The sequence below is a fragment of the Paenibacillus sp. FSL L8-0494 genome (genome assembly GCF_038003695.1).
GTDB lineage: Bacteria > Bacillota > Bacilli > Paenibacillales > Paenibacillaceae > Paenibacillus_AQ > Paenibacillus_AQ odorifer.
In genome coordinates this window covers 4,440,187-4,453,216 of sequence record NZ_JBBOPQ010000001.1, presented here as the reverse complement: position 1 = coordinate 4,453,216, position 13,030 = coordinate 4,440,187, and the positions used below count along the sequence as shown (strand labels likewise).

The following is a 13,030-nucleotide window of genomic DNA, read 5'->3' as shown; positions in this document are numbered from 1 at the left end:
TGGAAAATGGGGGAAGGAAGAATGTTTCATGCTTATGATGTTCTAGCCAACCAGTTGCTGGCCAATGCAAATGATCCGAGTTGGTATGTGCCCTTTGAAGTGGCGGTTAAAGACTTAAGTGAAGAAGAAGCTTTTTGGAAGGTAACGGAAGAAAGCAATAGTATTGCTGAGATTGTGCAGCATCTGCTTTACTGGAATGAAACTTGGCAAACTAGGTATAAAGAAGCCAGTGTTCATGCGGTTCCTTCAGTGGATAATAATAATACCTTTGTCGTTGCAGAAGAGAAAACGTTCGAAGCGTTGCAAAAACAACTTTTAGAGGTTCTTTTACATTGGCAGGAATTGATTAAGAAAGAACAATTGGAAGCTGATGTTCAAGGATTCCCAGACAGTAAATGGTGGGAAGTACTCGGAAATGTAACAACCCATAATGCTTATCATGTGGGCCAGATTGTTTTTATTCGAAAAATACAAAAAAGCTGGAACCGCAATGTGAAGTGACATTGTGAAGTAAATCCTAAAAAAATAAAATTAAAAAGGCGTTAGCGGATGCACATTCATCTGGCTTTCGTCTTTTTTTACGCATTAATACTTACATATGCTTAATCATATACTCATAAACGCTTGTAAATACTTATTAAATGACTTATGATGACTTTAGGAGGTGGATTACCTTATGTATCAAGAGGAACGATTATTAAAAATACTCGAATATTTGAAACAACACCAAGCAATGAGTGTTCAAGATATCTGTACGCAATTTGAAGTCTCAAGAGATACTGCCCGACGGGATATTGTTAGGTTAGTACAAGAGGGCGTCGTTGTTCGGACGCATGGCGGTCTAGCGTTACCAGAATTACAAAAAGAATTATTATCTTACCAGGATCGTTTGATCGATGAATCCGAGAGTAAGCAGAGAATAGGGAAGATCGGAGCCGCGCTTATCCAAAATCGTGAGACTGTGATTTTAGACGTATCGACCACTGTACAGTTTGTTGCTGAACAAATTAGTGCACAGGATATTACGGTTGTCACGCATTCAATAGATAATGTAGGGATTTTATCCCATCGTGAGGATCTGCAAATTTATGTACTTGGTGGTTACTTGAATGTGAAAAACCGCTTGTTATATGGTTCTTCCATTATCGATAAACTTAGTGAAATTCGTGCGGATAAAGCCTTTATTGGAGCGTCGGCGATCTGTGCTGATGGGCTCTATTATCCTTATGAAGAAGATGCGCGGGTAAAAAGAGAAATGGCTCGAAGATCTGATCAAGTGATTTTAGTAGCCGATCACACCAAATTTAATGCCAAATCCTTTTATCGGCTAGACTTTGACTTCATTGATATTTTAATTACAAATCGAGAGCTTCCAATCGAGATCAGAGAAGTTCTAGATCAGAAGAACATCACAGTTATTGAGTGTCAAGATGAAGCTGAAGAGGTTCGAAATCAAGAGTGATAACGAAATGGAGGAGAACGTTTATGACTTATATTTTGCAAAATGTACAAGTAGTGCTTCAGAATAGTATAGTTTCAGCGGCCAATGTATGGATTTCTGAAGGAAAAGTGATGAGGATAGACTCAGGAGATACCTCTATCCCAGAGGGTGAGTATGAACGGATTGATGGCGGAGGGCATTTGTTAGTGCCCGGAATGATAGATGTGCATATTCATGGTGCTAACGGGTTTGATATGATGGACGGTACTGAAGAGAGTATTCAAGAAGTATCGAAGGCTTGCGCAGCATCTGGTTGCACCTCATTTCTGGCTACCTCTGTGAGTTCTACGATGGAAGATCTTTTAGAGATGATTCGTAGTGTCAAACGTGTAATTGGGCATGAAGTGGGAGCAAAGATCGCAGGCATTCACTTAGAGGGACCTTATCTAAACCCCAAGAGAAAAGGAATGCAAAATGAAAAGTATCTGCGGCATCCTAACTTAGAGGAAATGAAGCTCATTTTCCAAGAAGCTGGATCACTCATTAAAATGGTTACGATTGCTCCTGAGCTGCCGGGAGGCATGGAGCTTCTTTCCTTTTTGAAGGAACGGGGAGTGGTGATAGCAATTGCTCATTCGGATGCCACATATGAGGAAGCCAAACAAGCTTTTGCCGCTGGGGCAAGTCATGTTACGCATTGTTTTAATGGCATGCGGCCGATCCATCATCGAGATCCGGGGATTGTGGTTGCCGCTTTCGAAGAGAAACATGTAAGCCTGCAAGCTATTGTGGATAATGTCCATCTGCATCCTGCAATTATCCGATTGATGCATACCATGAAAGGACCAGAAGGAATGGTCTTGATCACAGATGCGTTACAAGCAATGGGGTTAGGGGATGGGAACTATATATTTGGAGGACATCAGGTTACGGTATCTGGGGGCATAGCGCGATTGGAAGATGGCACGCTGGCCTCCAGTACAGTTACCATGAATGAAGCCTTACGTTATACTGTCGAAACTGGAATTTCGCTGACAGATGCCGTACAAATGGCTTCAACTACACCTGCTAATATTCTTGAACTTCAACAAAAGGGGACGATAATCACTGGCTTAGATGCTGACCTGGTCCTCATGGATGATGAATTTAAAGTGCTCTGGACAATGGTAGGAGGGCAAATCTTACAGCTGTGACCGATATTCATGTGCCGTTATTCCGAACACGCTCTTAAAATGCCTGTTCAGATGAGTTAGATCCACAAATCCGCAATCTACAACAGCTGCATAGATATCCTTGGTTCTCTCAATGGACTGCTTGGCACGCTCTACCTTGCAATTTAAGAAAAATTGATAGGGCGATATTCCTGTATGTGTCTTAAACTCGCGAATAAACTGATATTTGGACAGACCAAATTCTGTGCAGAGATCGTCCAGCTTCAGCACATGGTCTAAACTGCAGTACATCATTTCCTTTGCTTTTTTGAGAAATTTATTATTCGTTCTACGATCGGTAACTATTTCAGTATTAGATACTAAATGAAGCAGAGTGAATAACAGTTCACTGCACAAAGACTCCTCTTTGCCATTCTGGATGGCATGGTTTAGGGCTAATATGCACTGCGCCAATTTGTCATCGTATAAGATAGGAGTGGCGAAGCGGAGTTCTTTTTTATCTAGTATCTCTCGCATTAGGGTTGGCTTAATATAAAGCATGACATAATCAATGCCACCTTTATCATACGCATTGCCATCATGCGTTTGTTCTGGATTAAACAACATTACGCCATTTTTATGAGAGGATTGCAAACTACCGTCAAGATTATATTGCTGAATGCCACGAAGGGTCACACCGAGTGCATATTCCTCATGGCAATGTTTTTTATAGGTGAAATCAGTAAGGCTGGCGGATAAGGACAGGATCTCTGCTGACTTTTTATAGTTAAATCTCTCCACGTTCTTAACCTCCGCGACTTTATAGGATTCCCGATATCATAATGGCTGAGTATACTAAAAACAGTGCCATCACGGTATTTAGAACTTTTTGATGATTTTTCATAAATGTTCTGAAGATTGTCCCAAAAACAACCCATGTCGTAAATGCAAAAAATCCGATCACAGTTATAATTATAACAAACATAAACAAGGCAAGCGAAGAGGTATAGAATGGCATTACGTAGTTGGGAATGACCGTTAGTGTAAATACTAGCACTTTAGGATTCACAAGCTGCATAAGCACGCCTGAGCGGAAATTGGCATTGGGGTCAGGCTGGTCTTCCATTGAACCCATTTTAAAGATTTTATAAGCAAGGTAGAGCATATATAAACTCCCAATGACTTGCATAATGATCAGGATATTTGGGATGATTTCTACTAGAACACGGTTCAGCAGAGTAGAAAGGATAAGTAATAAGCCAAAAGCCAGCGTGGATCCGTATACATACCCCATTGATTTTTTAGCCCCGGAATGTTGCACGGAAGAAAGAATAACAATATTGGTAGGACCGGGTGTAAATGTAGCGACAACGCAATAGATCAGAAAGGACAATATATTCATGATGACCTCCAGTAAAGTAGTTCTATGAATATAAACCTTTCAGTCTGAATGCTGATAGTATATTATTGCAGGATTTTTAAGAATTCCGGCCGGGAATAGAAGAGGTGTACGAATCAATGAATAAGAGTAATCAAATGGCCATAAGCACACTTTCTCCAGATGATTTTGAATCCACATGCTCTGTTTTTGAAATTTCAATCCCAGATGCTTTTGAAAAAGAAGGGCTTGATCATTTACAAGACGATATCCAAAGTGAAATAGATCATAAAAAGCAAATGGTGATGACTTCACTGGATACTACGACTGGGGAGCCTTACTTCCTTCTTGCAAAAATAGAAGAGCAGGTGGTCGGTACGATTTCCTTTGGAGCTTGTGGCAAAGATATTCAAACCTGCACGGATCATCAGTTAGATGAAATAGGGGAATTGGGCAGTCTATACATCATGCCAAGTTATCAGGGTCAAGGTGTAGGTTCAGCCTTAATTAAGGAAATGATGATATTTCTAAAAAAGCAAGGGGTAGAGCGGTTTTGTCTGGACAGCGGTTATAAACGTGCACAAGTCAGGTGGCAACGTAAATTTGGAAAACCTTATAAAGTAGTGGAAGACTATTGGGGACCTGATTCCGTACATATGGTTTGGTTGTGTAATGTGAGTGATCATTTAAGCTAGAGATATATTTTTCATAAAAATAACAGTCCCTTTGCTGCGCGCAGAGGGATTTTTTGTTTTGTTGGATAAAACGGGTGTAATGTCGTTTGACAGATGATCTTTTGCCGGGTAATATGAATCTTAGATTTAGTAAATTAGTAATTTAGTAAATGAGTAAATTAGTAAATCATAAAATGGAGAGTGACTAATCATGAAAATTCCAACAACTCTAAAACATAAACCTGTAATCGTGTCAGAAAATTACGAGCAGGTTGATGGCCGCTACGCCGGGGACACAGATGCAAAAGGTCTGTCCCTAGGATTAGCTCAATGGAATGATAGAGGAAAGGTCGACATCTCAGCAAAGGTATGGAGACATACAGGGGACAAATGGTCGAGACAGTCCGAAGAGCTGCCAATGCACAGAGTGCTTGACCTGGCAATTTTGATTTGCAGAAGTAGTTTGTATTTTCAAGAGGCCTATCGTTTTCCAAAAATGTATGATCCCGAGAGCCCTATGATTGATCGTGTTGGGCTGCAAGGAGATGCAATGAGTGTATCTGTCTGTGCAGACAATCCCATGATTGATAATGATATTAAGCTGTTCGCCCAGGCGCTTAGTGATGATGGTGAAATGATTGGAGAACGACTTTCGGTATTGTCCCGTTTATTAAAAGAAATGGGGTACTGAAATTTAGCAGAATTGTTTGTGGAAGGAGAATCATGAATCATAATGGACAAAAGCAAACGTAAAGAACTTCAGGAGCAATATAAGCAGCTCAAGACTTACATGGGTGCTATTCAAATTACAAACAAAATAAGCGGAAAAATATTCGTTGACAGCTATCCCAACCTGAAGAATAAATGGATGACTATACAGATGCAATTAGATATGGGCAGATTTGCGAATGCAGAGCTGCAAAAGGACTGGAAGGAACTTGGAGCAGAAGCTTTCAGCTATGAGGTATTAGAGCAGAAGGAGTCAGAAGACTTAACCGACGTGCGCTGGGAGCTTAAACTATTGAAAAAGAAGTGGTTCGAGAAATTGCAACCCTTTGATGACAAAGGATATAATAAGCCACTTACCCATTAAGCCAAGTATAAAGAAACCTTTAGCTTTCATAGCAAGGGTTTCTTTTTTTTGGATCGTATTTCACTCCGGATTTTATGTGTCGTAATATTATATATGTTTTGTCGCATTTTCCTACTAAAAAAGCTGTTTATTATGTGTTATTTTTATAGCAGATGTCAGAATAACATATATACGGGAGGCACAAGTAAATGACCATTAGAATTGGTAAGCTCAGCTATTGGCATGTGCATGCATGGGATTATACCAAGCAAGCTCAGGAGCATGAAGATACCGTATTAGCTGCAGTTTGGGACGAAAACGTAGAGCGTGGGAACAAAGCTGCGGAAAGCTTGAATATTCCTTATTTTGAATCACTGGATGATCTGCTTGCGCAAGAGGATATAGATGCCGTTATCGTGGATGCACCAACGAATATGCATAGAGACGTAATCGTGGCTGCAGCCAAGGCGGGCAAACATATCTTCACAGAAAAAGTTATTGCCCCAACGTTAAAAGAAGTTAACGCAATTATCGCAGAAGTTAACGAGAACAAAGTGAAGCTAACGGTCTCCTTGCCTCGTTTAAATGACGGCTATACATTAACTATTCAAGAGATTCTAAGTCAGGAACTGCTCGGCAAGATTACTTACGTTAGAGTTCGCTTATCCCATAACGGAGCAACGGAAAGCTGGCTTCCTGATCATTTCTTTAGCTTGGAGCAATGTGGAGGCGGAGCTTTGATTGATCTTGGCTGTCATCCCATGTATTTGGCGAAGCTTTTCTTAGATCAAGATGTGACTGGGGTAAGTGCTAATTTTGGTTATGTAACCGGTAAAGAAGTGGAAGATAATGCCGTAGTGACACTATTTACGGATTCAGGAGCAATTGGTGTGGTGGAGGCTGGTTTCGTGAATAGTCATTCGCCGTTTACTATCGAGGTGCATGGAACTGAAGGAACGCTGCTTTACGGAACACCAGAGAATAAGCTTCTTCTTAGAACGAACAAATCCACGGATAAAGAAGAAGGCTGGAAAGAAGTAGCCCTGCAAAGCAATCGTGAAAGCGCCTTCCATCAATGGGTTGATCATATTCAAAATAATACACTTGGCACTCAAAATGTTGAAATGGCAGTTGAGCTTACCAGATTAATGGAGGCGGCGAACCGCTCGGCTAAAGAAGGCTGTGTAATTCCGATTGGGAGGACTTAACGTTGAGCAGCTTTCCCTATGAGATGATGTTTGAGAAGCAGGATATGCTTGAAAGATTGGATATCACGATTCTATGGGGACATTACGAGATTACAGTGTTTAGATTTCATTTGACATCTTTTCCACCGGGCAGAGTAGTCGAGTTCCATAATCATTCTGAATTTGAATTTCATTTCATTCCGCGCGGGAAGGGAGAAGTCATTCTTGGGGATCAAAAATATCCTCTTTCAGAAGGAATGTTCTATCTAACCGGACCAGGTGTTATGCATCGTCAAGAGGCAGATGCTGATGAATCCATGGAAGAGCTATGTCTGCATGTTGACATCAAGAAGAGGATCAGGGATGATGCTGATCTTTGGGAGGTTGCGGAAGCTGAGACCTGTGTGGAGAAGCTGAAGTGTTTACCCTTGGTTCCAGCACAAGACTATCACGGGGCTATGAAGTGTTTTCGAGAAGCGTACGAAGCATGCGATGGGAAGTTGACCGGATATTATACTTCAATTAAGCATCTTGTGATCAGTATTTTACTAAAGGCCGTTAGAGCGTATGATTCAGGCGGGATCCGCACGGAGGCGCCGGTTAGAGATATGCTGACTTACCGGTATCAATACGCAATGCAATATATGGAAGCGAATTATTCAGGAACGGTTACCTTAGAAAATGTTGCGGAAAAGCTAAATATTAGTTCAAGGCAGCTGCAGCGGGTGTTTAAGCAAGTAAATGCAGAACAATCATTCAGTAGGGCGCTTGAGGATATTCGATTGCAAGCGGTCTGCCGCAAGCTTGAAGAAAGCAATTATCCGATAGAACAAATCGCACAGTCGGAAGGGTTTACCAATGCTACCTATTTGCATATTGTCTTCCGCAAGCGGTTAGGTATGACACCGGCAACTTATCGAAACAGCAAACAAATCCATTAGAGGTGAGGGTGAAGGATATGAGTAAGGTTTTTCGTGTAGGGATTATTGGATGTGGTGGTATTGCGAATGGCAAACATCTTCCAAGCTTGAGCAGACAAAGTAAGGTTGAGATCGTGGCTTTCTGTGACATTATTAAAGAACGTGCTGATGAGGCAGCGGAGAAATACGGAAATAATGAAGCTACTGTCTATACGGATTACACTGAACTATTAAAAGATCAATCCATTGATATTATTCATGTGCTTACGCCTAATGATGTCCATGCGGAAATATCAATCGCTGCTCTAGAAGCCGGAAAACATGTGATGTGCGAAAAACCAATGGCTAAGACGGCGGCAGATGCCAAACGAATGGTTGAAGCAGCGAAACGTACAGGCAAGAAGCTGACCATTGGATATGACAACCGGTACAGAGAAGACAGCTTATATTTGAAAAAAGCTTGTGAGTCCGGAGAGCTTGGTCATATTTATTTTGCAAAAGCACATGCCATCAGACGAAGAGCCGTACCGACCTGGGGAGTATTTCTTGATGAAGAGAAACAAGGCGGCGGTCCGCTTATCGATATCGGAACCCATGCGCTGGATCTAACCCTTTGGATGATGGATAACTATAAACCAAAAGTTGTGCTGGGCACTAAATATCATGAACTTTCACAAAAAGAAGAAGCCGCCAACGCATGGGGACCGTGGGACCCTAAAAAGTTCACCGTAGAGGATTCAGCCTTTGGAATGGTCGTAATGGAGAATGGTGCAACAATCATGCTGGAAGCGAGCTGGGCTCTGAATTCACTAGACATACATGAAGCGAAATGCAGCTTAAGTGGGACGGAAGCAGGCGCAGATATGAAGGACGGACTTAGAATTAACGGAGAGAAATTCAGCAAGCTGTACACCAATAAAATTGAGCTTGGGGCAGGCGGTGTTGCCTATTATGAAGGAAAAGCTGAAAGTGCTCCGGATATAGAATTAAGAAAGTGGATTGAAGCGATTGAACAGGATAAAGACCCGGTTGTAACTCCTGAACAGGCTTTTGTCGTTTCGCAAATATTGGAAGCTATTTATGAATCGGCGCAGACCGGCAAGGCTGTGTATCTGGATTAGATTTTTGACAACTATAGCGATTTAGAGTAATATCCACTTGTGATTTAATTATAGGGATCCGAGACAAGACTCTCTCTTTACCGGGAGAGTTTTTTTGTTTTTTTACTTGTCTAGACTCTGGGTAATAGGGGTGGAAATCGTGGATACTGTTGATCGCAATCATGTGCTTATTGTGGAAGATGACGATAATATTAGACGTTTTATATCTATAAATTTAACGAATAATGGGTTTGTGGTTAGTGAAGCTGCTTGTGGAGAAGAAGCATTGCAGAGCTTTGAGGTGAGCCGTCCAGATGTTATGGTTCTGGATATCATGTTGCCTGATTCTAATGGGTTCGAAATATGCCGAAAGCTAAGAGAGAAAGACGCTGGGGTCATCATCATTTTCTTAACCGCACGTGGACAGGATTTGGACAAAATCAATGGCCTTGAAATGGGTGCTGACGATTACATTGTTAAACCTTTTAATCCATTAGAATTGGTAGCACGTATTAAAGCTATTTTGCGCCGTACAGAATCCGCTCTAAAGCCGCAAAGAACTATACTTCAAGCTGGACCGATCCGGCTGGATTTGAACGCGAACAAGATGTTTAAGCAGGATGACAGCATTGAATTAACTCCGAAGGAATTTCAGTTGATGAAAACCTTTCTGGAGCATCCGGATACAGCACTCTCTAGAAATGAATTAATGAATCTTGTCTGGGGAGAGGATTATATTGGAGATCCCAAAACGGTGGATGTTCATGTGCGTAAGTTAAGAGAGAAAATTGAGGTTGATGCTTCTAATCCGCATTGGCTTGAGACGGTATGGGGGCTCGGTTACCGCTTTAGAAAGGATGGTTGAAGAATGGGGATTCAGAAAAGATTAGTAGGAAGCTATTGTATACTCATTTGTCTTACTGTGCTCATTCTTGAAATCATTCTTAATGTATCTGTGCGATATTATTATTTTCATAACATAGAGGAAACCTTGATGAATCAAGCAGAGCTATCGGCTTCTTTTTTTCAGCAATACTTTGGGGACCAGGATCTGGAGGAACAATCGGATAGGTTACTGAAGGGTTTTGCGAGTCATTCTGATGCACAGGTGCAGATTATTAATGTTGAAGGCTGGCTGTTGCAGGACTCAAATGGACTTCAAGGCGATCTAACTATGACTGAGTACATAGATGTACAAGCAGCAATAAAAGGGCAGCCCGGCAGTTGGAAAGGTGCGGACCCTAACACAGAGGAAGCAATTTACGCGGTATCTTATCCCTTGCAGGCTAATGGAAACATCGTGGGGGGAGTCAGATTTATCACGTCCTTAACGGAAACTATACATACAGTTAAACATATTACGGTTTTACTGATCGGGGTGGGGATCATCGTCATTGGCATTGTCACCTTACTTGGATTATTGCTGTCTTGGACCATAACCAGATCAATTAAAGATCTGAAGCAGGCAGCAGACCAGATGACCGAAGGAGATTTCAGCATCAGAGTGCATAAGCGCTATCAAGATGAGCTTGGTTCATTGGCGGATACGTTAAATATGATGGCAAGCCGAATCTCCAAGAGTGAACAGCTTAAGAATGATTTTATTGCTTCCGTATCCCATGAACTGCGAACACCCTTGACCTCGATCAAAGGTTGGGCAATTACCTTAAAGGCGAGTGAGGTGAGTAATCAACCTCTGTTTTATGATGGGCTTGATATTATTGAATCCGAAAGTGACAGGTTAACTCATATGGTGGATGAATTGTTGGATTTCTCTAAGTTGGATAACGGAAGAATCGCCGTTCACTTCACATCAGTGGATCTAACAGAACTGCTGCAGCATATCGGCAGACAACTTACCCCTAGAGCGACCCGACAAGGCATCTCACTAGAAGTGAAAATAGAAGAACATCTGCCAGTAATTCAAGCTGACGAGAATCGTTTGAAGCAAGTCATGATTAATCTCATTGATAATTCAATCAAATTTACTGGTTCATCAGATCGGATTTTAATCAGCGCCCAAACGGTTCCAGGGAAAGTCGTGATTTCTGTAGAGGATACAGGCTCAGGTATCGCAGAGACGGATTTAGAGAATGTGCGGCAAAAATTTTACAAAGGGGATCAACAGGCTTCGGGCAGCGGCTTGGGATTATCCATCTCGGAACAGATCATTAAATTGCATCATGGAGAGCTGCGAATAAGCAGCACTTTAGGCAAAGGAACGATTGTCCAATTTGACTTACCGATAGAATAAGAATTCAAATTTAACTATTTCATAACCACTTTCATCTCTTTCACAGATAAAATACTATATATGCGGACAAGCGAGGAGTCGATGATCCAAATGCCGGGCAAATTCATAAAAATTGGTACCCTGTTTACAACTTTATTTTTGCTCGGAGGATGCGGAGTCCCGGCAACACCCGGAGAGCTGATTAAACCTCCATCATCAGAAGCAAGCCTGGAGCGAGACAAAACGAGCCAGGAATTTATTAAGTGGCTTCCAGACAAAGCTCAATTGATAACTCCGATGAAGGGACAAGAGGATAATGCCATCTCTTTTGGCGATATGGATGGAGACGGAATTGACGAAGCTGTGGTTGTGTATGAGTACAGTAAAAACAAAGGATATACTATAAAAGCAATGTTGTTGAGGCAGGAAAATGAAGCTTGGCAGAAGATTTCCGAGGTTGAGGGGTTTGGGTATGGTCTAGATTATGCCGGATTCTTTGATGTTGATGAAGATGGCCATAAGGAGCTCGCGCTGGGCTGGTCATTGGGTGAGGCTGGGAATGGTCTGGATATCTATACGCTAAGTGAAGATAAACTGAAGCTGTTATCGAAGAAAGCGTATCAGGGCAAATTTGATCTGAGGTAATCATTCAATCTAATCATCCGTAGCGCTTCAATGTGAAAAAAAGAAGTAAAAGTGCTCAGCACAACAAGAAAACTACAGAAATTAAATAGAGGTTGTTTTATGCTCATCTCTACCAAAATTGCAAAGCTGGACAGATCCGTACTTTTTCTCACCACCTGCTTAGTTGGCGTGGGCACTGTTGCTATTTATGAAGCGACTACGGATACGCGGTTAGACGGTCTTTACATAAGTTATTTGTATTTATTTGCTTTATTTTGCCTACCCATGTTATTCATTGCTTTGGTAGATTATAAGATTCTATTAGGCAGGTTAGCGTATCTCTTTTATGGCGTGGGCATAGGTTTACTCGTACTAGTCAAGCTGGTTGGAGAAAACCTCAATGGTGCCGTGCGTTGGTTAAGCATTGGGAGCTTTCAGCTTCAGCCCTCCGAGTTGGCTAAAATATGTACGGTGCTGCTCATTGCTCATCTATTAGGTACACGAGAGGGCCAGCAGCTGCGGTTTTTTCAAGATTTAGTACCGGTTTGTTTCGTTTTTTTAATTCCTTTCATTTTAATAATGGATCAGCCCGATTTGGGTACAGCGCTCGTTTTTGCTGGCATATTACTTAGTATGCTGTGGATTGGTAACATCCGTGCTCTATATATGATTCTGATCCTTGGTGTTGTGATTATTTCGATCGGCACGATACTATGGCTGTATTATGCCAACTTCGACTTGTTATCCAAGATTGTCGAACCCCATCAATTGTCACGAATCCAAGCTTTTTTGGACCCGCAAAGCGATCCTGATAAATCTTGGCATGTAAAAAACGCAATGATAGCCATTGGCTCCGGAGGATTATCGGGCAGTGAAGGTATTTTTTTGCGAAAAGGATATATTCCATATGCGTATTCCGATTCGATCTATGTAGTCATCGGGGGGAAATACGGTTTTATAGGTTCATCCGTGCTGCTGATGCTTTATTTACTGCTCGTGTACCGAATGATCTTTATTGCGCTGGATAGTAGGGACCGTGCGGGTACCTATATTGTCACCGGGTTTATCGCCATGTTCATCTTTCAAGTTTCCGTTAATCTTGGGATGCATATTGGGTTGCTGCCCCTGACGGGGATTTCATTGCCTTTTATTAGTTATGGAGGCAGCTCATTGCTAACTAATATGATTGCGATTGGCATGGTGTTAAGTGTTAAAGTTCATAAGGATGAAAGCACTGATTGAATTAGCTA

At 41.6% G+C, this 13,030-nt stretch carries 15 protein-coding genes; 13 read left to right on the top strand and 2 right to left on the bottom strand.

Going from position 1 to position 13,030, the window contains the following annotated elements:
- The first annotated feature begins 21 nt into the window (after nucleotides 1–21).
- The 3 genes from NYE35_RS20225 (at nucleotide 22) to nagA (ending at nucleotide 2,634) form a co-directional block, all read left to right on the top strand.
- Nucleotides 22–501 carry a DinB family protein gene (locus NYE35_RS20225; RefSeq protein WP_036688853.1) on the top strand — a complete coding sequence of 160 codons (480 nt, stop codon included), beginning with the start codon at nucleotides 22–24 and terminating at the stop codon, nucleotides 499–501.
- Nucleotides 502–676: 175 nt separating this feature from the next.
- Nucleotides 677–1,462 (top strand): DeoR/GlpR family DNA-binding transcription regulator, encoded by a 786-nt coding sequence (locus NYE35_RS20220; protein WP_341121964.1) that lies wholly within the window; start codon nucleotides 677–679, stop codon nucleotides 1,460–1,462.
- A 23-nt stretch (nucleotides 1,463–1,485) separates the two neighbouring features.
- Entirely contained in the window at nucleotides 1,486–2,634 is a 1,149-nt protein-coding gene (gene nagA, locus NYE35_RS20215) for an N-acetylglucosamine-6-phosphate deacetylase (RefSeq protein WP_341121963.1), read from the top strand.
- Here the strand turns inward: nagA and NYE35_RS20210 are convergent.
- Both NYE35_RS20210 and NYE35_RS20205 read right to left on the bottom strand, forming a co-directional pair.
- A complete protein-coding gene (locus tag NYE35_RS20210) occupies nucleotides 2,623–3,393 on the bottom strand; it encodes an AraC family transcriptional regulator (protein WP_036688847.1) in 771 nt (256 codons plus the stop codon). The two genes, nagA and NYE35_RS20210, sit on opposite strands and share 12 nt — an antisense overlap.
- Nucleotides 3,394–3,412: 19 nt before the next feature.
- Nucleotides 3,413–3,994 (bottom strand): LysE family translocator, encoded by a 582-nt coding sequence (locus NYE35_RS20205; RefSeq protein WP_038572164.1) that lies wholly within the window; start codon nucleotides 3,992–3,994, stop codon nucleotides 3,413–3,415.
- Nucleotides 3,995–4,110: 116 nt separating this feature from the next.
- Here NYE35_RS20205 and NYE35_RS20200 point away from each other — a divergent pair, with 116 nt between their 5' ends.
- The 10 genes from NYE35_RS20200 to NYE35_RS20155 all read left to right on the top strand — a co-directional run bounded on the left by NYE35_RS20200 (nucleotide 4,111) and on the right by NYE35_RS20155 (nucleotide 13,022).
- Entirely contained in the window at nucleotides 4,111–4,665 is a 555-nt protein-coding gene (locus tag NYE35_RS20200) for a GNAT family N-acetyltransferase (protein ID WP_341121962.1), read from the top strand.
- 190 nt (nucleotides 4,666–4,855) lie between these two features.
- Nucleotides 4,856–5,335, top strand: a complete 480-nt coding sequence (locus NYE35_RS20195) for a DUF6530 family protein (protein WP_036688841.1) — start codon at nucleotides 4,856–4,858, stop codon at nucleotides 5,333–5,335.
- A gap of 42 nt (nucleotides 5,336–5,377) precedes the next feature.
- A complete protein-coding gene (locus NYE35_RS20190; RefSeq protein WP_036688839.1) occupies nucleotides 5,378–5,737 on the top strand; it encodes a GIY-YIG nuclease family protein in 360 nt (119 codons plus the stop codon).
- A gap of 188 nt (nucleotides 5,738–5,925) precedes the next feature.
- Nucleotides 5,926–6,924, top strand: a complete 999-nt coding sequence (locus NYE35_RS20185; protein ID WP_341121961.1) for a Gfo/Idh/MocA family protein — start codon at nucleotides 5,926–5,928, stop codon at nucleotides 6,922–6,924.
- Between the two features lie 2 nt (nucleotides 6,925–6,926).
- Nucleotides 6,927–7,844: an AraC family transcriptional regulator gene (locus NYE35_RS20180; protein ID WP_235219571.1), complete on the top strand. Its 918-nt coding sequence runs from the start codon at nucleotides 6,927–6,929 to the stop codon at nucleotides 7,842–7,844.
- 17 nt (nucleotides 7,845–7,861) lie between these two features.
- Nucleotides 7,862–8,944: a Gfo/Idh/MocA family protein gene (locus tag NYE35_RS20175; RefSeq protein ID WP_076104965.1), complete on the top strand. Its 1,083-nt coding sequence runs from the start codon at nucleotides 7,862–7,864 to the stop codon at nucleotides 8,942–8,944.
- Nucleotides 8,945–9,083: 139 nt separating this feature from the next.
- Nucleotides 9,084–9,788, top strand: coding sequence for a response regulator transcription factor (locus tag NYE35_RS20170; protein WP_036689130.1), 705 nt, complete (start codon nucleotides 9,084–9,086; stop codon nucleotides 9,786–9,788).
- A gap of 3 nt (nucleotides 9,789–9,791) precedes the next feature.
- Nucleotides 9,792–11,177 (top strand): sensor histidine kinase, encoded by a 1,386-nt coding sequence (locus NYE35_RS20165; RefSeq protein ID WP_341121960.1) that lies wholly within the window; start codon nucleotides 9,792–9,794, stop codon nucleotides 11,175–11,177.
- Nucleotides 11,178–11,267: 90 nt separating this feature from the next.
- A complete protein-coding gene (locus NYE35_RS20160) occupies nucleotides 11,268–11,801 on the top strand; it encodes a hypothetical protein (RefSeq protein WP_038572145.1) in 534 nt (177 codons plus the stop codon).
- Between the two features lie 99 nt (nucleotides 11,802–11,900).
- Nucleotides 11,901–13,022 (top strand): FtsW/RodA/SpoVE family cell cycle protein, encoded by a 1,122-nt coding sequence (locus NYE35_RS20155; protein WP_036688828.1) that lies wholly within the window; start codon nucleotides 11,901–11,903, stop codon nucleotides 13,020–13,022.
- Nucleotides 13,023–13,030: the final 8 nt, after the last annotated feature.